The sequence below is a fragment of the Herbiconiux flava genome (assembly GCF_013409865.1).
GTDB classification, from domain to species: Bacteria; Actinomycetota; Actinomycetes; order Actinomycetales; family Microbacteriaceae; genus Herbiconiux; species Herbiconiux flava.
This window is the reverse complement of sequence record NZ_JACCBM010000001.1, coordinates 1,772,117-1,794,102: the sequence shown is the minus strand read 5'-3', so window position 1 is coordinate 1,794,102 and position 21,986 is coordinate 1,772,117. Positions and strand designations below refer to the sequence as shown.

Sequence of the window (21,986 nt, the reverse complement as noted above, 5' to 3'; positions counted from 1 at the left end):
CGTGTCGAGGTTTCCACGGGAGCGCACCTCGCTCACGTTTGGGGTTCAGACGCGCGCATTGTGGACGCTATGTCAATAGTGACATTCTTCGGTTGCCACCGCGAAGCTACTACGGCGCTTCACATCGCCGATCAAATAACGACCATCCCTCTCTCAGAAGTCGATAGGAAGCCACAAACGACTCGGCGACGTGCTCGGGGCTGCCAGACGCCGCTCCCTCGCCCACACCCGTGCGTCTGTCGGGGCGGCCGAAAGTCGTCCTCTGGAATAGAGACCATCCGAGAACGTGAGCGTCCGCGCTCGTCTCGCGCCACATGCGACGGACAGCGATACGTTGCTTCGCGTCTTTGAGGGCGTGGTCGGCGGCGGCGCCGATCACGTCGGTGAGGTTCAGGACCGCCACGGTTGTTCTCAGGGAGGCGACTTCTGTTTGACGTTGACTCAACCATCGCTGCTGACCATGGAGGGCCGCTCGGTCGCTGGCCGAGAGTCCGGTGCTCTCGAGGAAGCGGTACTGCTTCGCCATCTGCGCGTACATCTCGGTGAGGACGGTGAGGCCTCTCTCCTGACGCTGACCACGGTTTTCGGGCGCCAGAATCCACAGAGCTTGGGAAGCGCCGACGAGCGCGCCTCGCAGGACGGTGAAGTGGGAAGACGGATAGAGCTGCTTTGCTCGTATTGCGTCGAGCGCGAGGCGAAGGTGCTCACCGGCGAGAACTAAAGACATTCGAGCAAGCTGACTGATCGCCATGTGCTGAAAGATGGCGTCGTCGAGCGCGAGCTCACTTCCGGTCTCCGGCTCCTCCACGCGATGCGCCCTGAGGCGCCAACGGTTCAGGTCCTCCGCGGCGTCCAGCATCTGGATCAGAGCTACGCGCTGCGCTTCCGTCATCGGCATGCCGGGCACCATAGCAATAGATGAGTGGTCCCCCGTTGCGCTGGCGCGGTGCTCTAGGTTCTTTCTATGGCAAGTTCACTCGGCGCCCTACACGGATGGCTGACGACGCATGAGTGGCCCCGCGTGGCCTGCCCCATTTGCGATATCGGATCAGTCGGCTTCGAGAAGGCACATCACTATCCCGACCGAGAATCTCAGGCCCACCTCGATCATGAACGACACTATGGCGGCCCCTACGAGGAGCTCACGGGGTGGTTCTCCGGGTCCCTTAAGTGCAACGAGCCGAAGTGCGGTCAGGTTCTAGCAATGTCCGGGAAGTGGGGTTACTTCGTGAACGATGGCGACCCCAAGTATGGCCAGATGGGCGATGCCTACTGGATCCAGTACGTGACCCCGCCTCTGTTGCTGTTCCGCGTCCCGGACAGAGCACCACAAGCCGTTATGACCGCTGTCACTGCCGCGTCCGAGTTGCTGTGGGTAAACCCGAGTGCTGCCGCGAACCAGCTCCGTCAGGGCATCGAAGCCTTACTGACAGCCAAGAGGATTCCGAAAACGGTGAAAACCGCGAAGGGCAAGCGCGAGCGTCTCTCAACCCATCGTCGGATACAGCTTTACAAGGCCGTACAGCCACGGGTAGGCGAGGCGCTCGAAGCCGTGAAGTGGATAGGCAACAGTGGTTCTCACGAAGCTGTCATCACGCCCTCGAATGTGCTCGAAGGAGCCGAGATTCTCGAGTTGGCACTTCGGGATCTTTTCGACCAGACCGACCAGCAGCTGATGGCGAAGGTACGACAGATCAACAAGCGCAAGAAGATCTGAGAGATTCCGGTGGCTGACGAATGGCGTCAGGTCTTCCCAACAGGTCGAGCATCATCGTGTGGCAGCCGGGTCGCTTGTCACGGCGATTCAGATGACGGACGCCAAGCCCGAGGACATCGCTCGGTCCTAGGCGTGACCGCCTACCCGAGCTCAGCCCTTCGCGGAGCTGGCTTGTGTGTTGAGCGTGGTGGATGCCCCTCCCGCATCATCAGGGCGGCGGCGAAAAGAAAATATGAGGCGGTGCCGGCACCGGATCCGCCGCGCTTGAATCCGCGCGCCACAACAGCGACGCAAGCCCGGCCACCCCACCGGCCACGAACGCGACCCGCCAGCCCCACTCCGGAATCCCCTCTCGATCGCTGATCAGCAGCAGCGCCAGGAGGCAGGCCTGAGCGAGCACGAGACCACCGACGATCGTGGTGGCCTGGAACGAGGCGAAGAATCCGCGGTGGCCCCGCGTGCCCGACTCCGACAACAACACCGTGGCGGCCGCGTACTCACCCCCGGTGGCGATGCCCTGGAGCAGGCTCACGACCACGAGGATCACGGCCGCCCACGCCCCGACCGCGCGCTCGGTCGGGGCAAGCGCGAGAGCAACGGATCCGGCCGACATCATCGTGACCGCCGCAACGAGTGCCCGTTGCCTGCCTCGCGTGTCGGCGAGTCGGCCGAAGAGCCAGGAGCCGAGCGGGCGAACCACGAACGTCAGAGCGAAGAGCCCGTAGACGTAGATCAGCGAATCGGGCGAGTCGGGATCGAAGAACTCGGTCCGGAAGTACGGAGCGAAAGTGGCGTAGAGGTACAGGTTGAACCACTGCACGAGATTGGGCACCGAACCCGCCAGGATGACCCCCACCTGAGCGCGACGATCCGGATGCGACCCGGCTGCGGCCGACGGGTTGGGATTCACGCGACGACCCTACCGAATGCGCTCCCCGGACTCCCCTTCTCTGTACAACGACCGGCCGTCGGTGATTAGACGCACGAGCTGTGGCACCGGTTGATGACGGACGAGCTGAGCTCACGCGCTATATCGCTCGCGGCGGCGACCTGGAAGCCGGCATTACCTCGCGTCTCGACCAGAGCGACCCGCGGCCGCGTCCAGCATCCACCTGCTCGCCGTCGCGCCTTCCGCCCGGAATATGATCCCCAAAGCCGAACTCCATGGGAGCAGGCGCCCCACACCCTCACCCCAGTCGCGTTTCTCCCGCTCCGGAGAAGTGTGACCCGTGCACGGCCTCGACACATACGGAGTCACCCCACCGCTCGCGCGAGACAGCCCATCCGCTCCACAAGACAGCGGCCTACGGGCGCCACTGGCTTAATCCCGGCACCGCCGATTCAGCGTTAGTCAAATCACATGTCGCCCGGCATCGAGTCGGCACGCACGAGAGGCCCGGACTGCGACAGCACGGATGCTGCGCGCGAGAGCGTGGCACTCTCCATATCCAGGAAGCGGCACAGCAGTAGGGCGAGGACGGCTCGTGTGTCGCGATCGACGCGCGCCAAAATCGACTCGGCACTATCGCTGACGCCGGGAACATGCGACCCCGTGTGAGCGAGCAGGTCGCGAACCTCCATGACGTCCTCTACCCACTTCTTGGGGTCGGTGCCGGACTCCTTCACCAACGGTTCAGAGAGGTCCCGATAGATGGCTTTGAGCTTTCGCCGGAGCGACTGGCGGTTGCCTATCCCGATGAGGAGTCGACGGAACTCTTCGTCGGGCTCGTTATCGATGTGCCACTGCTTGCGGGCATGGAACAGGTCGTTATCCATCGGCGCCGAGGTCAAGTGTCCGAGCCGATCGTAGGTGGCTTCGAGGGCTGAGATAGCGCTGATGACGTGGTGCTCGAGAAACGCGAACCGTGTGTAGAAGCGGCCAGCCAGGATCTGCGGCAAGGGGTAGTAGTCCTTCGTGGCCGCCCACCACCGGGAGAAGATTTCCACCGGGTCTGATGTGTTCGCGGTGATGATCATGTTCGAGCGGTGCACGCGGCGGCTGCTTTTACGTGACGGTCTCTGCCGGTAGATGCGGACGGGCTGGCCGTCCCCTGTCGTGGCATACTGAGCAGTGATGTGTGCGGCGGCTTGATAGCTGAACGTCAGCAGGTTCCGAGCGTCCATCGCAAGATGGTCGTGAAACGCAAGTGGCGCTGCTGGCACTACATCGAAGGTGATGGCTGCGTCATCACCAGACCCCTGATTGATCGAGTCGTACCCGGCGGCCTGACGACGAACGACCTGGGGATTCTCGATGCCGATGGTGACGCGGTACTCCTCACCGTAGGGAGTCACCTGAGCTTGAGGGTGCTCAGGCGCCGGGGCGTCATGGTCAACGATCGTTGGGTGCCGACTCCACATGTCGAGGTTCGTGAACCGGACTGCACTCCTGGAAAAGAGGGTGCTCCCCACGCTCTGAAGATTAGCGCCGAGCACAGCTGTGCTCAGCGTCCGCTTCCACTGCTGGCGGTCGTCATCGCCGTCGCCGTCGACGGCCGGCTGGTGTTGGATCGGGTGCCATCCGACCGCCCATAAGGTGACGTCCGTGCCGTCATCGAGGTTGCCGTGCAGTGTCGGCACGTCAAGCCCATAGGCTTCTATCCCGTAGGCGGGAGAACTGAAGTGAAGGGTTGGGGCTCCTCGCCCGTTGATCTTCAATACTCCGGGAAAGCGAACACCCGGTATGGCCGGGTTCCACCAGCTTCCCGCGAATCGCTCACTCACTGCGCGGCCTCGACTTCTCCGGGAGTGTCGAGTGCACGGCGCACGCTGGATACGCCGAGGGCGGTGGCGAGCGGTTTCGTGGACTCGCGAAGGGTAGTCATCACCCGAGGCAGACGATCGGGGAACAAGAGGCGATAGCGGATGAACCAGTCGGAGAACGCACTCAGACACTGAGAGCGCGCAACCTCCTCGGGAGCGGTTGACGGGGCCCGGCCCCAAACCGGGGTGCCGACGATAAGGACGGTACCGTACCCGCCCTCGTTTAGATTCACATCCCCGATCGGAGTCGAGCCGGCGATCGCCACGTACTGCTCCTCGATCGCGTCGACCTCGAGGAGCAGATTCTGGAGATAGCTGACCATGAGTCGAGTATCTCAACACCCATCAGGATGACCTCGTCTGCGCGTCCATCCACGCCGTCGACGAGCACTCGAGCAAGGCCACGTTCCTGATGGAGTCTCTCGCTCCAAGACGGGTTCGACCTCCAGGCGGAGAACGGATTCAAGCCGTGGCCTGGGCGCGACAGCCAGGCTCGGAGAGCCTGGGAATCACTAGATCGCGATCAACTGCGCATCGAGACAGCCGCACCTAGACCGCGCGAGGACGCTTTACGGCGCTTACCGTTCCGGAGACGATCGTTACTGGTTCGCCGCATAACGCCTTCGGAGTACCTATTCAGGCTCACGACATACGGGCTCTGGACGCCTACAAGATCCGTCTAGTCAGCACCACTCGGCGCACTTGACATCGGTTGATAGACACGAAGCTCCCACCTATTCGCTCCTGAGTTAGTTGTCCGCAGACAAGTAGGCACTGCGCGTCGCCGCTAATTCTGCCCAGTGGGTTTCGAGTCCGGCGAGTGTCGGGCTGACTCCGAGTGTGGGGAGGGGTTGGGAGTGGCCGTCAATGTAGCGGCAGGCTTCCTCGAACACACGGTTGACGGTCTCAATCGCGGTTGGGAGTGCTTCGGCTTTGATCTTCGGCAGGTTTGTCATCCGAACGTTGGGTTGATACCGCTGGGTGACCCCTTGGAGGAGTTCTGTTTCGGTGAAAACCTCGCACCAGGCGCGAACCCAGTCGTAGCCGGTGCGCACGAGCGCGGCACGCGCGTCGCCATCCTGCGTTTTGGCGGCCTGGATGGTTTCGTTGATGTTCTTTTTGATATTGGTGAGACTGTCCCAGCGGGGGCCTGTCGCGCGGGTGATTTTGCCCTTGCCGTCCTCGTCTGTGATCTGGAAGTACGAGCAGCGCTTGCTGGTTTCCATCAGCGAGAGCAGGGTGCTGGCGAAGAAGATGTCGTGGGTGAAGACCATCACCTGGGTGGTTTCAGCGAGTAGGACTACACGTTGAGCGACTTCGTTGATGCGGCGGTGGTCGAGGCTGGATACGGGGTCGTCGAAGATGACCGGGGCGGTGATTCCGGCTAAGCGCGCTTCGGCAAGGAAGTCTGCCATCGCAAGCACCTTCTGCTCGCCCTCGGACAACACGGCCGATGGTTTGTGTTTGCCGGTGAGGACCTTGCGGCGTTGTGCGCGTCCTTGGCGGCCCACAAATTCGATGTTCAGCGTTGGGGCACGCAAGGCAGCGCATTCTTGGGTGAATAGCGCGTCGAAGCTTTCGTTTATCATCTGATCGCTGGCGGTCTTGGCAAGTCCCGTGACGGTGCGGAGGAGCCCGGGCATGGGCTTTGCCAGTAGCGCGAGTCGGTCAGCCTGCTTCGTGTCTTTCACCTGTGCCTCGATCGCGGTCCAGGATTTACCGAGCTCGACCGCGGCTTCGAGCTCGACGAGTTCCTTCTTCTTCGCAGCAAGCGTGTCCGAACGGGTCGCGGCTTGCGACTTCAGCTCTGCCAACTGAGTCGAGGTGGTAGACAGGGCGACGCTCAGTCCGCCGGCATCTGCGGAGGCGTGCTTGGTGAGAGCCGGGGTGACAGGTGCGGCGGTGCTCAGCAGTTCGGAGAGGGTGTTCGCGGTCTTAAGCATGCGGCTCAGCTCGACGTGGAAGGCGGGTTTATCAGCACTGTCGGCGTATTCAGCGGCGAACGTTGCAGCATCAGTGACAACCAGAGCGGTGATCGGAGCGGTAAGGGCTTGAAGCCGGGCACGGGAAGCGTCAATGTCGACGCTGATCTTGTCATCGAGATATTGCGAGTACTTCTCAATCAATGTACGCGCTTCGTCGTTGACCGATTGACGGCAGTACAGGCACCGCTCGGTGTCGTGCACACCGAGCGCCACCAGGTGCCCCTGGTAGGCCTCACCGGCTGTGATGAACGCGCTCCATGTGTCATCGGGCTCAGTGGGAAGATCTGCTGCTTCAAACAGCGACTTCCTGAAGATGCGGTAGTCGTCCAGCAGGCCGCGGAGCGTCTCCCGTTCACGAATATATGCATCAAGATCGAGGCCGGCGATCACCGTGGCCGCGGCGGACGCCTGGGAGAGAATACGTTCAACTCGCTGCACAACTTTGATCTCTGCACTGATCGTGTCAGCTTCCAAAGCGGCTACAGTGCGGCGGAGGTCCCCAACGTGAGTCTCCACGTCATTCCTCGTGTCGACGAAAGATCTCAGGTATTCGAGGTCGGTCGATGCTCCAAGAGTCTCGATCAACGGGTACACGGTCGCGTTGCGCGAAAAACGGGTCAGCAGTCCGTTTGGGGCGGAGCGCAGCTCTTTCACGCTCCGATCGATCGTGCTTTGCACCGTCTTAATGCCCGCTATGACGTGGTTGAACAGTGCCAACGCGGCCGGTACATAGACGTATTCCAGGTCGTCGTCGACGTGGAAGCTCACCGAGGGGCTGTCGAAAATTGACATCCGGGTGAACGGGGCCACCCCCTGTCCGCCGCTCCATGTGTATGTTTTCGCCTCAGACCCCAAGGTGTAGCTAATTAGCGCGGATTGCGGCAAAGAGGTCGCCGCTTCAATGTCACCAAGGATTACGTCAGCAGTCCGGCTGGCCGCGAGGGCTTTGAAGATCCGCGAGTACCCGGTCTTACCTGTACCGTTCTCGCCAAAGAGGATCGTCAGGCCCGCGTGAGGTTCGATGACGCCGCCGGCAACGAGCGCGTTAACCCCGGCCACCTCCGACACCGAGGTTAGCGTCAGCGGTTCAATCGCCTCCTCTACGGACTCCAACGTCGCTAACGGCTCCTCCGTAGGCAGCTCTCGGGCATCGAAGGCCTTCTCCTGCCGAAACAATGCATACGCGATCGCCGACTGGTCGGCGTTGAGGGGTCCAGTGCCGGTGAGAACATTCCGGACGATGTACCGGACCCACTCATCAGAACCGTTCGCCCACTCGCTGAGCAAGTCCCGCGGATCGATCCGCGCGGCCGTTGTTGTCCCCATCACCCATTCTCCCCTGGTGTACGAGCGCTCCGCCGAACGCGACCATGCGACTCACCCGAATGCTAGTGCAGCGCTGCAGTCGGCGAACGGATCGACGAGCTTCACGAGCGGGTTATTCTCACCGGACAGCCGGACACGATTGTTTTCGGCAATTAGGCCAGGCACCGGCTCACGCGAACCTTCATGGGAGGGCGAAATGATCGAATCGTTCCGCCCTCCCATATCATTCACCTGAAGGCGGCTCCGCTCTACTTCGTGGGACGTATCGTCGCGCGCCTAGACGTCGTGACTGACACTCCGACGAGTCCCGATGCATATTCACAGATCAGATCAGATGGCGAGCCGGAAGGTGCATTACGCGACGGGGTTCTGAGATCGGTTGTCGAATGAGTCGGGCTACCCGATTAGGGGGTCGTTACTGGTCGGTCGGGTCAGACTCGATCGACGCGAACCAGTCGGCATCGCGCTGCGCCTGAGCAGCGACCTGCCGCTAGATGATCTCCTCGGTCTTCTTCATCGAGAATCCGGTGACGTCGATGTCACCGGTGATGACGTGCTTGCCGTCGTGGCGATGCACGAAGGTCTTGGACATCGATGCGATCCCGGCTGCGACCCCTCCAACGCCCACGGCACCAAGTGCCCCGGCCACGACGGTTTTTGTTTCAATCGCGAGTTCGGCACCGTCTGAGTGTTCTATCGCGGCACTGTGCTTGAGCCCATTGTCGTCAAGCAGGGCCTGAATCTCTGCCGCGTACTTAGGTGGAAAACGAAGGCTCAGTAACCCTGACCCGACGGGCCCAAGCGAAGCCAGCGCCTGGACCACGATGATGCGCTGGCGCGATAGCGTTCGCAGATGAGTGGACGACGATCAAAAGCTCAGCGGCGTCACGCCACTGGCAAACCACTACGGTTCGGGAACGCGGAGTATGCACTCGCCTCCGCACACCGGGTTCTCGCCGTAGAGCTCTCACAGGTGCCGGTCGATCGAGTCACCCAGTTTGTCGTGGGCTGGCTTCGTGCATCATTCGAACAGAGCAAGGTCGTCGCCACCCTGACGCTTGCCGACATGTCTCCGGCAGCAGCACCGAACCGTCGCTGCTTCATCGAGATCGCAATGCGTCTTCACTGGCTCCACGACCTGCCCCAGTCAGACCGCGCAGGAGCAGTCGACGCCATGCTCGACGCTGAGCGCGAGCAGACCCTGAAAACGTTCGACCATCTCCGCGAGATGGGATGGAATGAGGAGCCCGATTTCGAAGCGATGAACGCCTTCGTCCTCAACGTCACTAGCAACGGACAGATCAAGGATCAGGCTCGGAAATTTGCCTCGGCCGCGCACGCAACAATCGTGAAGAATCCCGGCCCATTCCGGGCGTGGCGGGAGGAATCGTCCTATGCCCATGCAACCGGCTATCTCGCCGGCGCCTACGCACCAGTGTCAGACGACACCATGGGCGTGGGGCGACCGCACGTCCTGGACCCCGACCTCGACGCTCACCGCATGATGACGGTCTTCGTCATCATGCTCACCTACCGTCTCCTAGTCGAGGAAGGGACCGATGAATCGTTGGCCATGACGATCGTAGACGCATTCTTCGACACCCACGACGACCATTCCGCGGCCAAGAATGACAGCAATTAATCTTCCTCCGGCTGGTGGCGCATTCCGCGCTAGAGCATCCGCCCTGGCCGCGCCACCCGCTTACATTGGAGAAACATGACGCCCGAAGAACTCGCTCAGCTCAGCCGTGACATTCGCGCTGGAAGGGTCAAGGTCTATCACGGAGGATTTCCGGGACTTCAGGCCGGCGACGCTCTCTTGCCGGCGTCCGTCACTCAATCCCACAACCTGAGCGACGTGTTCCGAGAGATCAGTCCCGAGAAGCAGATTCGGAAAGATCGGATCTACATCACGACCGACCGATTCATCGCAGTCGGGGTCGCGGCACATTACGCCAAACGGCCGGGGTCCGCGAAGAATTGGGGTGCGGTCTACCAAGTGATGACCGGCCCTGACAACGTCGAAATTGACACGGACACCCCTAAAGGACCGTATGTGACCTTTCAGTGCACCACCGCGACAGTGGTCAAGGTGATGGTCAAAGGCGTCAACCCTGATTCACCAGAGAACTCGGCACGGTTGGCTTCGTTCATCGACGAAGTACGTGCCGCGCATGGCCTGCCCCCGCGGCCGCGAATTCGGTAGGGACCCGCTTCGCATCCAGTAGAAGCAGGCGGAATGTTGCTGCTGCTGCGGAATGGAATATTTGCTATGTCGACCGGCACATCGTCGCATCAACGACGAGATAAGGCTAAGCGCGCGCCGGCGTCTGCCGCTGCTGGATCTGTCGTGCATGGTCCGATAGTCAGGCTGTGAAGAATCGTCCCACCGTCGTTTGCCGTGGCGGGTTCTGCTCTGATGAACGCGGTCATCCCAAGGTCGCTGACGCGAGTGTTCACCGCAGGATTGGTGATGTCGAGTGCGCCCAGCAGATGACGAGTTCCGAGACAGCGATCCCAGATCGAAGAACGGGACCCCGAGGAAGGACACAAATCAGTAATCTTCGAGAGCGTCGAGGAGTTCGAGGTATCTGGCCCGCTGTTCGAGTTCACGGATTTGTCGATACAGAGTCGCGCGCGACATCCCTAGATTCCTCGCCATTTGTGCAGGTGGTTTCTGCTACTCGAACAGGTAAGCGGCGCCCCGAATCTGCGAGTCCATGAACTGTCATCGGTGGCCACCAAGGTCCTCGCTTGCAGTGCGCCGCTCGCTGACAAAGTCGCCGATACGCTCCCGCTCGATGTCAAACTCCATCTGCGCAAGCGCAGTCATCACCGTGAACACCATTGCCCCTATCGGCGTTCGGGTGTCAACATCACCGCCGCCGCGATTCACCTGAAGGCCAGCCCCGGCATGTGCGCTGTGTGATCTCATTGCGGCGCCGACGAGTGACCATCCTCATCGTCCTCGGTGGGCACCCTTCGCCACGGCGAATACGAGTTCTCGGTATGGATAGGGCGTTGCGAGATGCGGGTCGGCTCAGGCTTCAGATCTGCGTCCTCCACGAGGTCTTGCCCAGCTTTGCTTGAAGCCGTCGCGGTCATTTCGAGTGCACCATCCCCTACGAGCAGTGAAAGCACGTCGAGGTCGTCCACCACTCCTGAAGCACGCAATACAGCCAGATGCTGTGCCAATTCGCGAGCGGCCCGCCGCGCCTCCGCGATGCGCCATTGAGCTTCCTGCCGACTCAACACGATAGTCGGGCGGTCTATAGCCTCGATCTCTGCAGCGGGCTCGCTCCAATCGACATCAACCCATTCACCCTCGGAAACCTCCACGGAGTCGCTTTCGTCTGAAGGCACCTGCTTCGCGCGCCACGTCTTCCATTTCTGTCCGATCGCGGGAGCGACTCGCTCGTTCCAGACTTTCTTGCTGCCCGGGATGACAACCTCGCGCGCGAGTTGATCGGCGATGTTGAATAGAAGCTGCCTACCCAGCTCCTTGGCGAAGCTCGGTGACGTGGACGACACCGGCGCGTCCAATCTCGCGAGGGCATCGTCGCCGACTTCCCGAAGGTCACGCACCTGGGACGATAGCGTGCCACCGGGCCGTCGCGTTCCGCCGGTGCCAAGGGGATCACCGTTATTGGGCACCTTCCCAATCACCAAGCGGTAGTCCTGGTTTTCTGCCATGCTTCCCCCCTCCCCACGAATATCCCAATCGTAAGGCGCTTAGCCTTTGACCAGCAGGTGAGGCGACCGAGGCAGCGTTCCGACAGAGGCGATTCAACTCGAAAATAGATCGTCGATGTCCAGAACCTCAGAGTCATCGAAAGTGTCGCCAGAGATCTGTAAGGACGACTGGAAGAGCGAAGCTGAGTTTGCCTCTTCTGGAAGATTCGCCAGCGCGAACTGCGATGGCGCTAGCGGGTTCTGGATGCGAGCTTGAGCGTTTCGGAGCAACCAGTCCCACGAGTGGACTGCAATACGCGCGTCTTCCTCTGATTGGGCTCGAGCGGCCTGCCGTTGGGACGATGGGCTGTCTCGACCGATGATGACCAACCCGGGCGCACGGTTGGTCAGCCCATGAAGGTGATGTTCCGTCTGCGCGTAGGCGATATGGTCCGTCAGCCACTCTCGCCAATCTTGAATCTGCTGGACTGCATGATTGCTAGGGCCGGACAACCGGCCATGACGGTTGAGGATCTTGTGACGAGCCGCCTCAATCTCGACGGTGACCCATTGAGGCCCGAGGCTGTTAAAGCCAAGAACCAGAAAATCTGGCACTAGTTCGGCACCCAATCGAGGCTGCGGGATAACAAATGTTTTCCAGTTCCCGATGACCACCGATGCAAGAAGCGCCGGATACCGTTGGAGCAGGTTTTGGAATGGCTGCTCCAGGCGTTCTCCTGATTCCAAGAGCTCCTCAAGAGCTCTGACGGCTTCGGCTGCTGGCGCATACTCGTCGAGCGCAAACTCCGATAGCGGTACGAAGTTCCCGAAGCTTGCTCTTGTGTAACTGGCGGCATTACGAAGAGATGCGTCTATCTGCCTGATAGCCTCCGCGTGTCCCGTGCTCCCGACCCGCGCGACTGATGTAAGGTGATTTGGCCAGGCACGGGCCGCAGGTCGGCCCTTGAAGTTGATGCGACCATCGGCGCTAATGCTTGAAATTACTCGGTTCTCGATTACCCCGGATTGCCTACTTACTACGTCCCCGGGTTCGGGCATTAGAGCACGCAAACCCCTGGAAGTCATCACCATGTAGCGGGCATGGAACCAAGCACTTACTTCATCCCGAGAGCCTGTCACCAGGTGAGCACGAATCGTAATGCCGAGTTCGGCTTCGAGTTCACTCAGCGCTTCGGGAAGGTCAGCGGGCCGGCCGACTCCCTGAAAAAGAACCGACTTCAAATGATCCCGAATAACCACGGCGGCTACGGGAGCAGGAAGACTAGGCGTTAGCGGCGCGCCGACAGCGTCGGCAATCCTTATCTGGTCGGCAGTGGGACCAGCAGCCATGGCATCCAGATCGTCTGCAATGTACTTCCACCGAGGCTGTGGCGTCGAGATTGACGGCATATTCACGAGCCTAGTGTGAGCCTCAGATTGACTAGAGCCAGATGAGCCGTGAATCGCAGGTGCAGGTGCAGCTAGCTGCGCGTCGCCGGAGGGATGTTCTGGCATATCGCTCCGACAGCACGAACACCTCCGATGCGCTCAACCGCGACTCCTTCGCTGAGCTGCTCGATTTAGATGGAGAATAATTCGCGATATTGGATGCGAGATTTGCGTTAGACTTCAGGTATGAGTACCGAGATCTCTCTATTGGAGGCAGCGCGAGTGTCCCGAGGGCTGACGCAAGCTGAGCTTGCTGATGCCGCTGGGGTCGCTCAAGGCGTCATCTCGAAATTGGAGAGCGGGCGGCTCCCGCTCGCTGATGCGCGCGTTGAGCTGCTCGCTAGACAGCTCCGCGTACCGCTCGCTCTCGTCGACGGGTCGACGACCAATGCCCCCCATACGCGACAGTTCCATCGCAAGCAGGCTTCGCTTCCTGCGAAGGCGGCCAATCAACTTCGTGCCGACATGGTGCTGACACATGTGCGCGTCAATCGCCTGCTCAATTCACTGGGGCCCGCCGACGTCCCTCGCCTCCCCCTAGCGTCTCCCCTGGATCAGCCTGCCGACCGGGCACGCGCCGTTCGGAAGCTCTGGAATCTTCCACCCGGCCCAATTCCGAACATGGTTGCGCTACTCGAGCAGCACGGTGTCCCGTGCATTAGTTGGGATGTATCGTCGTCACGGGTCGACGCCATTGCGAGCTGGCCCCACGACGCACCACCCATAATCCTGCTCGGGTCGCACGCTCCCGGCGACCGCCTGCGCTTCACTGTCGCGCATGAGCTCGGTCATGCCGTCATGCATGACGTGCCGTGTGCGGACTGCGAGCGGGAGGCCGACGAGTTTGCGTCGGAGTTCCTCATGCCGCGAGCAGATATCAAAGAAGCACTGCGTGGTGCCACTCTTCCGAAGCTGGCCGAGCTTAAGTCGCTGTGGGGAACATCCATTGCAGCCCTCGCGCGGCGCGCGAGGGACCTGGGCGTCGTTACCGATTCTGCCTATCGAACTTTGAATATCGAGATATCCGCGGGTGGGCTCCGCAAAAACGAACCCGTGAACGTTCCACGAGAACGCCCGACGCTGATCCAAGACGCGATCAGGCAGCGGATTAACGCCGGCCAGCCCCTCTCAGAGGTCGCCGACCTTGCTCTGATCGAAACCGACGAGCTGAACAATCAGTATTTGGAGGCAGCATGAGCACCATTGAGCCGAACAACTCCGGCACGTTCACACAGCCAGTCGTTGCCCCCGCGCGGCCAACCGCTCGGGATGTCCTTCGCAGCCGTGTGCTAACAATCTCAGGATGCGACGGCGCCGAGGCTATGTCTACTCATCTGTCCACTGACTACGAAGGGCTTGTGATAACCGGCGCAGATCGGCACGCGAAGATGCGCCGGATACGACGCATCTTCGCTGACATATTGCTTATCGCCGAGCCCGACTCGCACATGCATCACGAGTCCACCCCAGATGCACTCTGGTATCTACCAGCAGAGGGCGAGGGACTATTTCCGGCCCCTACCCTGGAAGATGTCCTGGACGCACAGCGCACGTCTGGAGCATCGATTGCGCTGCTGCCCTCTGGGTTCATCGATGTGGGCGATACCGAGACCCTCCGTGCCACTGTTGAAGCGGCGAACGCGATCACCGGGACCGACCTCGCCCTGCCGCTCTATCTGGCCAGCGCTTGGCTGCGGCCAGAACATAAGGCGTTCCTGATCGCCGTCATCGAGCTAAGCGATCACCCCGTACTTCTTTCGTTTGGGTCGTCGACCAACCCTCTCGACTCGAACCGCAAACTCGCACTGCACCGTGAAGTCCTCGCCGAGACAGGGGCACTCGCGTGGCGAACCGACCTCGCGGGCCTCGAGGCGCTCGCTTATGGCGCACTCGGTGCCGCAATTGGTGCGAGTCCCAGTAGCCGCCGGTTCACCCCGCCGAAGAACTCCGGGAAGGCCCGGCGTCCCGATGATCCGACCCCCTACGTCCTAATCCCTGGGCATATGCACTGGATGAAGACCCATGCAATGCAGGAGGAGCTGTACGTCGGCGTGCCGGCACCCACCTGCTCCTGTCGCGAATGCAACGGCCAGCGCATCGACCGGTTCACTGACAAGCAGAAGGACGCGGCTGCGCGTCACAATCACGCAGTTATCGATGCCTACGTGATGGAGATCCATGGCGCAGCCCCGATGGATCGTCCCTCGATCTGGCACGGCCGAGTTCACGATGCAGTCGTGGCCCACGAAACAACTGCGGCATTGGTCGGGCGTCCGTGGAAGGCGCCCGACGACATCACTGCGTGGTCGGGCGCCTAACTGGCAGCGTCCAGGTTCTGCAGCACGCGCTGCACAAATCGACGACGCGATTCTGCATCGTTCCCGGCATCCATCTCCGGCGGCGGCATGATCTGGCGGCGCTGACGATCATCCACGACCAATCCAAAGCCGAAGTAAGACGCAAGAACACCAGCCCACTGCTCGTCTTCGATCGATGGCGCCGCAAGAATAAGCGTGCGCTGACAGTAGCCCGCAAACCTCGAGACCGCGCGCAGCCCGCGTTCGACGTCCAATGCGCGGGTCTCTACTCCAATCACGGGCTCCTCCCCCTCGACGTTCTCGACGGTGCAAAGAACTTCCACCCCACGGAGCTGTGTCGCGAACGTGTGCACATCCACCTCATACATCGTGCTTAAACCTCACCTCGGTGACGATATCAGGATGCACCTTCGCAATCCGTTGTCGTAGCCGTATGAAGTTGATTGACGAAGGCTTAGCCGAGTACCTCCCCAGGGCTACGGTTCTTGATACTCAAGCGGCTGAGGTCAGTGTTCCCAGTAGGTCTTGAGGGGCCGTCTCACATGGGCCCCGGTCACCGGAGCGCATTTCGGACCAGTAAGCGAGACGCGCCGTTTGGGCGTGTCGACGATGTCGTTGGAGCGACCGGTGAACGACCCCCTATCGATACGTTTTCTCATGGCTCCGGTGAGTCGGAGCCACCAAGCGCGATGCGTGCGGAGTTGCTCGAAGATTTAACGGTTGCTCGTACGGGTCGCGGATCCATCGCCCACGTAGCTGGCGAGTGCCTCTCGAACGATGTCGGTGACCGACCGTCCTTCGCTGGCGGCCTTGGCCTGCGCGGCCTTATAGAGATCGGTGGGGATTCTGAACCCTCGCATAGGGGTCTTCGGCTGATTCGGCACGCGATCAGTGTGCCACGCGGCATTCTGACAATGCATCACTTTCCTCTTGCGCGGGTGCTATAGCACCTCGTAAAATTGCCTTATGACAGCCAACAGAACGGAGCTTATCGTCGGGGTTCCCGACCAGCTCGAACGAACGGCTCGTCTTATTGCCGCGGCACGAGGCGAGGACATCAATGCAGTGGTCTGCGCGGCCCTGCGCGAGTACATCGGGGCGGTGCCACTGTGAGCGCGCACGAGCGGTTCAGCGGCCGGCTCCGGCGCTGCCGGCAGTGCGGCATCCGGGTGCCCCGCAGCGAGATGGTCTACGGCCACCGCGCCTGCTCCGAAGACTGCGCCAACAACCTCTGGTTCAAGGAGACGTTCGACGCTTTCGTGGACTAGACGGAGGACTCGGCGGCACCATCCGGCTCGGTAGCATGAGCGCATGATCGCTCTCGCCGCATCAGCACGAGCGCTCAGAGTGTTCCAGGTCGTGTGGGTGCTCGGCTTCCTCGTGGGAACAACCACTCACACAGCGGATCTGATCGTCGGCGGAGTGAACGCCTACAGCGACTTCCCTCTCGGCGTCCGGTTGTTCTGGGTGTCACTGACGATCCTGGATCCGGCCACCGCTGCGCTGATCATCTTTCGACGGCGCTCCGGCATCGTGGTCGGCATCGTCGTGATCGTCGCCGACATCGCCGTGAACTGGACCGTCTTCGCTGTGGTGGGCGGACTCTCCTTGTTTGGCGTCCTCAGTCAGAGCCTGTTTGCGGTGCTCATCCTCGCCACGGCTCGCCCCCTTTGGATATGGTTCGGGCCATCTTCTCCACGGGAACGCGCCGACCTGAACAGAAAGGCCTGACTGCCCAGGGTTGTGAGACGGTCGGCCAGGGCGAGGGAGCTAGGAGAGCTGGCCAACAGCGCCGAAGTCATACAACCCATGGGCTACATCGCCGTGCAAAGTTTGCACCGCGAGGAGTCCTACCCCCGACGGGGACTTGGCTGCTCGGCTTAGACACTGACCGACCTAGGACAGGGCGGGGTGGCTCCCAGGCCCAGTTCGATCGCCGAGAACACGTAGATCGACCTCGTCCGCCTCTGCTGCTCCGCCAAAGCGAGGCAGCGCGCGGTGCGGGGCTGACGAAAATAGGCTGTTCAGCGCCGGCATCTCAGCCGAAGGCTGGGCTTCTACGATAGGTGCACGATCGTTCGTACGACTGATCCACGGGACCATTTATTAGCCCCGTGGATCAGCGATTGCTAAACGCCTTGCGAACTTCTTCATCGACGTCCTGATACAACGACCCTCGGATCCTCACATAAACCTTGAACATCTCATCTTTGAATCGGTAAAGCGCACGACCCTGAATTGGCGACTTCGTTAGCACTGCACCGTAGATGGGCTTTCCGAGGTGACCCGTGTAGATGGAAGGGTTTTTCACGCCGAGCTTCGTTGCCAGAGGGTAAATTTCGCTTGTCGGAATGTCCTGGTTCCTCCACTCTGCGAACAACCGAATTACGTACTCTCGCAGGTTTGAGTCCTTAACAGCGCGCTGATACAGCGAATAGAATTGCCCTGCCATGCGGCCCTCTGCCAGATCGAGAACAGCCCTATCGATCATCCCTTTCTGAATCGTCATCAGGCCTTCCTCTTGAGCGCGAGCGAGGGCCTGCTGTCCAATCACATGCACGAACCAGGGAAATCCCGACGAGAGTCGCGCAAGTTCAGACTTGGCCGACGGGGTAAAGGAATACTCAAGATCACGCTCCAGGAGATACGCCTCCGTATGATCAACGATTGCAATTAGTTCAGAGCGCTTCATGATCGGGACGTTCACGCCGACGAGCTGGCGATCGAGTGATTGGTGATCTTTGAGGATTTGGCCTTCAGTTTCTCCAATCCCAACTAGCGCGAATCGGAGCATCGGGCCCGCATTCGACTTCAGGAAGCTTGCGAGCCCTTTGACGCCCTTGAGGCGATCTAGTTCGTCAATGATGAAGAGCACGGGCTGTCCGTAAGCCTCAGAAAGGGTCTCGCACAACGCGACAAGAGTTTCGGATGGCGAAAGGCCACTCAGGCTACGTTCCTTCCTACTCACCTCGTATTTCTTCGTAGTCTCCGATTTGAAGATCTTCAAGGACAAGCCACGCTTAGTCTTTTTGTCCACAAGCTTGTACGAGTCACTTTTCTCATTCGCAAGTTCATGCTTGAGCCCGTTCACGGCATTTGCGAGCAGGTGCAGCAGACCTTTTAGATTCTTTGTGGAGTCTTCGCACGCCACATAAAAGGTGATCATTTGCTGCTCACTGGTTAGGACAAGATCTTTCCGACCGATGTCCTCGAGGAGCTCCACATCGCCCTGGGCTATGCGGCTAAGTTGCAGCGCAAGGCTTGATTTACCCAACCCGCGATCGCCGTGGATTAGCGGTATTACTCCGCTCTGGTGAAGCGACTTTGCGATCTCAACAACCTCCTTGGAACGCCCAGAGAAGCGCTGCGGATCCCCCATGCTCTCGGCCGGTACGAATGCATTGAGCAATATCGACGTTGACAATAGTTCCCCCAATTAGCGGACTGCAATAGGTCATCCTCACATGTAGATGCTGGTTGTGACGCCGTCCGCCTCAGAAGTGGCCGAGCCTCCAGAGACTCGCCGTTCTGCGGCGCTAGCGTCAGGTGGATCTTTCTGACCACCAAGTGGAGGGCGGAACCGCCGGGCAACGCGAGCAAGGACAGAACCGTGGCCAGTGCGGAGAGGGCCACTCTCCCCGACCTCGAACTGCGCGCCCACCGCGCCATCCGGCCGCCCTCGCATGGGATGATCCGATCCGCCGTGTCGGTCAAGAGCGTGACGGGTAGGGAGTGCACAGTCTCGCGAGAATGGGCCGAGGGAGGTGCCTCCTGACCGGGCTGAGTCGCCACCACGACCATCGCTCCCGCGAGGAGATCCGCGCTCTATGGATGAGGCGGAAGACCAAATGACCGCCGTATCCACTCGCCATGGCGTGGCGGCACATTCACTCCCCAGTGCGCACTACCGCGCACTCCGTGGTACCTTGTATTTCGACACAGTGGAGGTGCAGTGGATACGACGCAACTGCTCAAGGGTGTGCTCGACGTGGCCGTGCTTGCGGTCGTGCAGCACGACGACGGGTACGGGTACGACATCGTGCGGCGCCTGCGCGACGCGGGGCTGGGCGACGTCGGTGACGCGTCGGTCTACGGAACGTTGCGCCGGCTCTACGCGGCGGGCGCGCTGTCGAGCTACGTGGTTCCCTCCGACGGGGGCCCGCATCGCAAGTACTACGCCATCAACGCCGAGGGTCGCGACATGCTGGCCCGCCAGCGCACCACCTGGTCCGACTTCGCGGGGGCCATGTCGGCCCTGCTGGCCGAGACCCCACCGAAGAAGACCGCGCTTCGCACGATCGGAGAGAACAAGTGAGCGAACCAACGGCCACCCTCGACAAGACGATCGCGGACTTCGCCGCCGCAGTCAGGCGCCACCTCGACGACCTCCCTCTCGAAGACATCGACGACCTCACCGGCGGGCTCGAGGCCGACCTCTCCGAGCAGGCCTCCGACGAGCAGGGCGATCTGCATCTCGACGACCCGGCCGCCTATGCGGAGGAGCTGCGCGCATCCGCTGGTCTACCGCCACGCACCAGTTCGGCCCTGCCGCTGCGGCGTCGCGTGGAGCAGAGGCTCGACGCGCTCGAGGCCGCGACTCGGAGGATCGCCCACTCGACCCGCCTCGGGTCGGGGATGGTCGGGTTCGCCCTCGCCGTGCGGCCGGTGTGGTGGGTGCTGCGCGGGTGGGTCGTCTACCAGCTGCTCACGGTCGTCGTGCTGGGGCAGAGCGCACTGGTGCCGACGGGGCTGGTGATGTGGGTGATGCTGTTCGCCTCCCTCGTGCTGAGCGTGCAGTGGGGGCGCGGGCGGTGGGCGCCCGGGCGCTTCCTTCGGGGCCTCCGGGTGGCCGTCTCGGTGATCGCGATCGTGGCCCTGCCGTTCGTCGCGGTGTGGGCGCTGAACGAGGCCAGGGCGAACGAAGGATCCTCCTCCGCCGTCTCGTACACCGATCCGACCGGGCTGTGGTTCGACGGGCAGCGCGTCACGAACATCTTCGGCTACGACGCCGAGGGCAACCCCGTCACCGACCTCCAGCTGTTCGACCAGAACGGTGAGCCGCTGGTGGCCACCGGGGCCGCGCTCGTCGACGAGGACTTCGGCTACAGCGAGGACGGAACCACGGTCACCGTGCCCCTGGCGGCCGGCGCGAACCGCAACCTCTGGAACGTGTACCCGCTGAGGGAGGCACCCCTCGATGAGGGCGACGTGGATGCTCGCGACGCACTGCCGGCGACGCCGCCGTTCCGCTCCACCAATGCCGTGCCGGAGTCGACCGTCCTCACCCCGACTCCGATTCCCACCGCCGCGTCCACTCCCACCGCTGCCCCCAGACCAACTCCCGAGCCGAGCGCGGCGCCGGATGCCGCACAATGATCACCGAGATACAACTCAGGGCAGAGCTCGTGTGTCGGAGGGCCGCTGAGGCGGCGATCGTGGCCCCCAACGTGCCAAAGCACATCGAGCTAACCCGAGCTGAGCGGGACTGACTCTCGTTCGAGATCGCTGTGACGGTTCATCCCCGCGTATGGAACGTGGAGCAGCACCCCATAATCGAAGACGCATCCGCCACCAGCTAGGCACGGAACACCAGGGGCGAGTGTCAGCTGCGCCGACAGGTCGATACGGCGAGGCGCAGCAAGAACACGATCGGCCGCCCGACAGGTGTAGCCGTGAGGTTACAGTGAGGGCATGAGAGGTTGCGCCGGGAAGCTCGTGCTCCTGCCGATCGCCCTCGTGCTACTGGCGGGCTGCGCCGGTGAGCCAGTAGCGACGACCCTCGACCCGACCGCGATGCCCTCGGCAACGGCAACGGCAACGGCAACGGACAATGCGACGGCGACGATTGCAAGCACGCCCGCGGCTGCCCCGACTACGTCCCCGGCGGCGACTTCTGCCCTGCCGACTTCGTGCGATCTGATATACAGCCCGCCCTACTTTGAGAATCTCCAAGAGGCAGCGGGACGACTTGAACTCAACCCTCCATGGACCGAAGTTGACGGGGCGGCCAGCCTGGGCACCAAGAGTTCCGAGCTGCTGCCGATGCTCGAGACAAGGGACCGTCTCGATTGCTTCTGGGCTAGTCCGAGCGGGGCAGGAGGCGTCGGACTCACGACTTCTGTCAGCTTGATCTCGCCTGAAGAGCAACTCGGTCTCATTTCGACAGCGTCGTCCTCGGGCTACGTCTGCGAATCTCAGGAGCAGGGCACGCGCTGTTCAACCAGCCATCAGGACGCGACAGCGTCTGGTGGGGAGACGCAGTTCTTCGGCGGTGGCCTTTGGATAGCGACGTTCTGGGTCGAATTCGGCCCTGACGGCTATACCAGCGACGTCGTAGCGACACTGCTTCCTTAAGCGTCGCCTCACGCTCAGAAGACTGTCTGATCGCAAGCCGGTGCACTCCTAACCAGTCCTCGATTCAGGCCTAACGGAGTTCGATGAGGGCGTTACCGGCTTCGATCATCTCGACCACGGTGTCGATCAGGGGCTCGAACCACTCGAGCAGCGCGTAGCGCCTCGTGTTGCCGACGCGGATCCACACGATCGCCGGCGCCTGACCGCCGAGAGCGACCATGCTCGGGAAGTCCTCGTCCTTCGTGACGAGGACCGCGCTGTTCTCGAGTGCGTACCTCCACAGCTCTCGATCCGACGCGTCCGCTGGGCCGATGTCCGTCACATGCTCCGAATAGTGGCCGTGATCGGACAGCATGCGGGCCAGCGCGGGAGGCAGCTGTGCGTCGACGAGGAAACGCACGG

At 61.5% G+C, this 21,986-nt stretch carries 21 protein-coding genes; 11 read left to right on the top strand and 10 right to left on the bottom strand.

Translation table 11 applies throughout. The features are described from left to right. Positions 1 to 109 precede the first annotated feature (109 nt). Positions 110 to 898 carry a hypothetical protein gene (locus tag BJ984_RS08745; RefSeq protein ID WP_179547683.1) on the bottom strand — a complete coding sequence of 263 codons (789 nt, stop codon included), beginning with the start codon at positions 896 to 898 and terminating at the stop codon, positions 110 to 112. Positions 899 to 964: 66 nt separating this feature from the next. Here BJ984_RS08745 and BJ984_RS08740 point away from each other — a divergent pair, with 66 nt between their 5' ends. Further along, complete coding sequence (locus BJ984_RS08740) at positions 965 to 1,717, top strand: DUF4145 domain-containing protein (protein WP_179547682.1); 753 nt, start codon at positions 965 to 967, stop codon at positions 1,715 to 1,717. 208 nt (positions 1,718 to 1,925) lie between these two features. On the opposite strand, the gene BJ984_RS08735 is transcribed toward BJ984_RS08740, so the two are convergent. The 4 genes from BJ984_RS08735 to BJ984_RS08720 form a co-directional block, all read right to left on the bottom strand. After that, positions 1,926 to 2,627, bottom strand: coding sequence for an MFS transporter (locus tag BJ984_RS08735; RefSeq protein ID WP_179547681.1), 702 nt, complete (start codon positions 2,625 to 2,627; stop codon positions 1,926 to 1,928). Between the two features lie 446 nt (positions 2,628 to 3,073). Then, positions 3,074 to 4,441: an ApeA N-terminal domain 1-containing protein gene (locus BJ984_RS08730; protein WP_271206478.1), complete on the bottom strand. Its 1,368-nt coding sequence runs from the start codon at positions 4,439 to 4,441 to the stop codon at positions 3,074 to 3,076. Continuing rightward, positions 4,438 to 4,803 (bottom strand): hypothetical protein, encoded by a 366-nt coding sequence (locus BJ984_RS08725; RefSeq protein WP_179547679.1) that lies wholly within the window; start codon positions 4,801 to 4,803, stop codon positions 4,438 to 4,440. The genes BJ984_RS08730 and BJ984_RS08725 overlap by 4 nt, the downstream gene beginning before the upstream one ends. Positions 4,804 to 5,229: 426 nt before the next feature. Then, the gene (locus BJ984_RS08720; protein WP_179547678.1) at positions 5,230 to 7,791 is read right to left on the bottom strand and encodes an AAA family ATPase; all 2,562 of its coding nucleotides are present in this window, start codon (positions 7,789 to 7,791) and stop codon (positions 5,230 to 5,232) included. 853 nt (positions 7,792 to 8,644) lie between these two features. Between BJ984_RS08720 and BJ984_RS08715 the strand changes: the two genes are divergently transcribed. From BJ984_RS08715 to BJ984_RS19060, 3 genes are all read left to right on the top strand, one after another. Beyond that, a complete protein-coding gene (locus tag BJ984_RS08715; protein WP_179547677.1) occupies positions 8,645 to 9,433 on the top strand; it encodes a hypothetical protein in 789 nt (262 codons plus the stop codon). A gap of 75 nt (positions 9,434 to 9,508) precedes the next feature. Beyond that, a complete protein-coding gene (locus BJ984_RS08710) occupies positions 9,509 to 9,997 on the top strand; it encodes a hypothetical protein (protein WP_179547676.1) in 489 nt (162 codons plus the stop codon). Between the two features lie 528 nt (positions 9,998 to 10,525). Next, a complete protein-coding gene (locus tag BJ984_RS19060; protein WP_309298944.1) occupies positions 10,526 to 10,720 on the top strand; it encodes a hypothetical protein in 195 nt (64 codons plus the stop codon). 2 nt (positions 10,721 to 10,722) lie between these two features. Here BJ984_RS19060 and BJ984_RS08700 read toward each other — a convergent pair whose 3' ends face one another. Together BJ984_RS08700 and BJ984_RS08695 are read right to left on the bottom strand one after the other, a co-directional pair. Then, complete coding sequence (locus BJ984_RS08700; protein WP_179547675.1) at positions 10,723 to 11,484, bottom strand: hypothetical protein; 762 nt, start codon at positions 11,482 to 11,484, stop codon at positions 10,723 to 10,725. Positions 11,485 to 11,577: 93 nt separating this feature from the next. Then, entirely contained in the window at positions 11,578 to 12,873 is a 1,296-nt protein-coding gene (locus BJ984_RS08695; RefSeq protein WP_179547674.1) for a Shedu anti-phage system protein SduA domain-containing protein, read from the bottom strand. 225 nt (positions 12,874 to 13,098) lie between these two features. Here BJ984_RS08695 and BJ984_RS08690 point away from each other — a divergent pair, with 225 nt between their 5' ends. Together BJ984_RS08690 and BJ984_RS08685 are read left to right on the top strand one after the other, a co-directional pair. Then, entirely contained in the window at positions 13,099 to 14,109 is a 1,011-nt protein-coding gene (locus BJ984_RS08690) for a helix-turn-helix domain-containing protein (RefSeq protein ID WP_179547673.1), read from the top strand. Further along, complete coding sequence (locus BJ984_RS08685) at positions 14,106 to 15,230, top strand: hypothetical protein (protein WP_179547672.1); 1,125 nt, start codon at positions 14,106 to 14,108, stop codon at positions 15,228 to 15,230. The genes BJ984_RS08690 and BJ984_RS08685 overlap by 4 nt, the downstream gene beginning before the upstream one ends. Here the strand turns inward: BJ984_RS08685 and BJ984_RS08680 are convergent. Next, positions 15,227 to 15,598: a hypothetical protein gene (locus BJ984_RS08680; protein ID WP_179547671.1), complete on the bottom strand. Its 372-nt coding sequence runs from the start codon at positions 15,596 to 15,598 to the stop codon at positions 15,227 to 15,229. The two genes, BJ984_RS08685 and BJ984_RS08680, sit on opposite strands and share 4 nt — an antisense overlap. A 598-nt stretch (positions 15,599 to 16,196) precedes the next feature. Here BJ984_RS08680 and BJ984_RS08670 point away from each other — a divergent pair. Genes BJ984_RS08670 through BJ984_RS08660 form a run of 3 tightly spaced genes read left to right on the top strand, consistent with a single transcriptional unit; the run spans position 16,197 to position 16,961 of the window. Continuing rightward, positions 16,197 to 16,343, top strand: a complete 147-nt coding sequence (locus tag BJ984_RS08670; protein ID WP_179547669.1) for a hypothetical protein — start codon at positions 16,197 to 16,199, stop codon at positions 16,341 to 16,343. Continuing rightward, entirely contained in the window at positions 16,340 to 16,498 is a 159-nt protein-coding gene (locus BJ984_RS08665) for a hypothetical protein (protein WP_179547668.1), read from the top strand. Before BJ984_RS08670 ends, BJ984_RS08665 begins: the two co-directional genes overlap by 4 nt. Positions 16,499 to 16,541: 43 nt before the next feature. Further along, complete coding sequence (locus tag BJ984_RS08660; protein WP_179547667.1) at positions 16,542 to 16,961, top strand: hypothetical protein; 420 nt, start codon at positions 16,542 to 16,544, stop codon at positions 16,959 to 16,961. Positions 16,962 to 17,349: 388 nt separating this feature from the next. On the opposite strand, the gene BJ984_RS08655 is transcribed toward BJ984_RS08660, so the two are convergent. After that, positions 17,350 to 18,609: an AAA family ATPase gene (locus tag BJ984_RS08655; RefSeq protein WP_179547666.1), complete on the bottom strand. Its 1,260-nt coding sequence runs from the start codon at positions 18,607 to 18,609 to the stop codon at positions 17,350 to 17,352. Positions 18,610 to 19,182: 573 nt separating this feature from the next. Between BJ984_RS08655 and BJ984_RS08650 the strand changes: the two genes are divergently transcribed. Together BJ984_RS08650 and BJ984_RS08645 are read left to right on the top strand one after the other, a co-directional pair. Further along, positions 19,183 to 19,545, top strand: a complete 363-nt coding sequence (locus BJ984_RS08650; protein ID WP_179547665.1) for a PadR family transcriptional regulator — start codon at positions 19,183 to 19,185, stop codon at positions 19,543 to 19,545. Beyond that, positions 19,542 to 20,606 carry a hypothetical protein gene (locus BJ984_RS08645; protein WP_179547664.1) on the top strand — a complete coding sequence of 355 codons (1,065 nt, stop codon included), beginning with the start codon at positions 19,542 to 19,544 and terminating at the stop codon, positions 20,604 to 20,606. The genes BJ984_RS08650 and BJ984_RS08645 overlap by 4 nt, the downstream gene beginning before the upstream one ends. 1,048 nt (positions 20,607 to 21,654) lie before the next feature. Here BJ984_RS08645 and BJ984_RS08640 read toward each other — a convergent pair. Further along, entirely contained in the window at positions 21,655 to 21,984 is a 330-nt protein-coding gene (locus BJ984_RS08640; RefSeq protein WP_179547663.1) for a DUF5615 family PIN-like protein, read from the bottom strand. Positions 21,985 to 21,986: the final 2 nt, after the last annotated feature.

Excerpts from the sequence above, each read along its gene's own strand:
- BJ984_RS08685 (WP_179547672.1), top strand. The coding sequence starts at position 14,106 with ATGAGCACCATTGAGCCGAACAACTCCGGCACGTTCACACAGCCAGTC.
- BJ984_RS08655 (WP_179547666.1), bottom strand. The coding sequence starts at position 18,609 with ATGGGGGATCCGCAGCGCTTCTCTGGGCGTTCCAAGGAGGTTGTTGAG.
- BJ984_RS08720 (WP_179547678.1), bottom strand. The coding sequence starts at position 7,791 with ATGGGGACAACAACGGCCGCGCGGATCGATCCGCGGGACTTGCTCAGC.
- BJ984_RS08680 (WP_179547671.1), bottom strand. The coding sequence starts at position 15,598 with ATGTATGAGGTGGATGTGCACACGTTCGCGACACAGCTCCGTGGGGTG.
- BJ984_RS08745 (WP_179547683.1), bottom strand. The coding sequence starts at position 898 with ATGCCGATGACGGAAGCGCAGCGCGTAGCTCTGATCCAGATGCTGGAC.
- BJ984_RS08740 (WP_179547682.1), top strand. The coding sequence starts at position 965 with ATGGCAAGTTCACTCGGCGCCCTACACGGATGGCTGACGACGCATGAG.
- BJ984_RS08690 (WP_179547673.1), top strand. The coding sequence starts at position 13,099 with ATGAGTACCGAGATCTCTCTATTGGAGGCAGCGCGAGTGTCCCGAGGG.
- BJ984_RS08695 (WP_179547674.1), bottom strand. The coding sequence starts at position 12,873 with ATGCCGTCAATCTCGACGCCACAGCCTCGGTGGAAGTACATTGCAGAC.
- BJ984_RS08710 (WP_179547676.1), top strand. The coding sequence starts at position 9,509 with ATGACGCCCGAAGAACTCGCTCAGCTCAGCCGTGACATTCGCGCTGGA.
- BJ984_RS08670 (WP_179547669.1), top strand. The coding sequence starts at position 16,197 with ATGACAGCCAACAGAACGGAGCTTATCGTCGGGGTTCCCGACCAGCTC.
- BJ984_RS08715 (WP_179547677.1), top strand. The coding sequence starts at position 8,645 with ATGAGTGGACGACGATCAAAAGCTCAGCGGCGTCACGCCACTGGCAAA.
- BJ984_RS08700 (WP_179547675.1), bottom strand. The coding sequence starts at position 11,484 with ATGGCAGAAAACCAGGACTACCGCTTGGTGATTGGGAAGGTGCCCAAT.
- BJ984_RS08660 (WP_179547667.1), top strand. The coding sequence starts at position 16,542 with ATGATCGCTCTCGCCGCATCAGCACGAGCGCTCAGAGTGTTCCAGGTC.
- BJ984_RS08725 (WP_179547679.1), bottom strand. The coding sequence starts at position 4,803 with ATGGTCAGCTATCTCCAGAATCTGCTCCTCGAGGTCGACGCGATCGAG.